Consider the following 521-nt stretch of genomic DNA (forward strand, 5'->3'; position numbering starts at 1 on the left):
AGCATCGGCTTCCGGCGGGGGACCTACCTGCGCGGCTACATGTACGACTTCATCGAGGCCTTCGCGCCCCATCTGACCCGGGAGGTGGTCGACCGCGCGGTCGCCGCGCGCTCGCCGGAGGACCGCGCCGCCCTGAACGCCGAGCTCACCCCGCATCTGGCCAAGCGCTGAAGGGCGGGCACCGGCACTCTGCTACTCCGCGACCGGCTCCGCCTCCGTGAGCCGGAGGCACTCGGCGAGCACCGTGGTGGCGTAGCTGCCCGGCGGCAGCCGGAAGGCGACGACCAGCTCCGCCGGCCCCTCCCAGTGCCACGACAGCGCCGCCACGCGCAGCCGCAACGCCCGGCGCGCGGCGCGCATCCGCCGGGCCTCCAGGAGTGCGAGCAGGGGCGCCATGCCAGCAAGCGCGTCGGTCTCCAGTGCCGCCGCCTCGGCCTCCACGGTCGCCCCGCCGGTACCCGGTAGCGGACCGGTGGGATGGATGGTCTGCAGGGCCAGCCGGTGCACGAGCCCCGCCGCGC

At 75.6% G+C, this 521-nt stretch carries 1 protein-coding gene and 1 pseudogene; one reads left to right on the forward strand and one right to left on the reverse strand.

What is annotated here, in order from left to right; genetic code table 11:
• Positions 1 to 171, forward strand: a pseudogene (gene cysB / locus G7A99_RS24515) (HTH-type transcriptional regulator CysB); the annotation flags it as partial.
• A 21-nt stretch (positions 172 to 192) separates the two neighbouring features.
• Here cysB and truD read toward each other — a convergent pair.
• The coding region (gene truD / locus G7A99_RS24520) for a tRNA pseudouridine(13) synthase TruD (RefSeq protein WP_163144683.1) at positions 193 to 521 on the reverse strand (329 nt) is incomplete at its 5' end.

Source organism: Arhodomonas sp. KWT, from assembly GCF_010993615.1.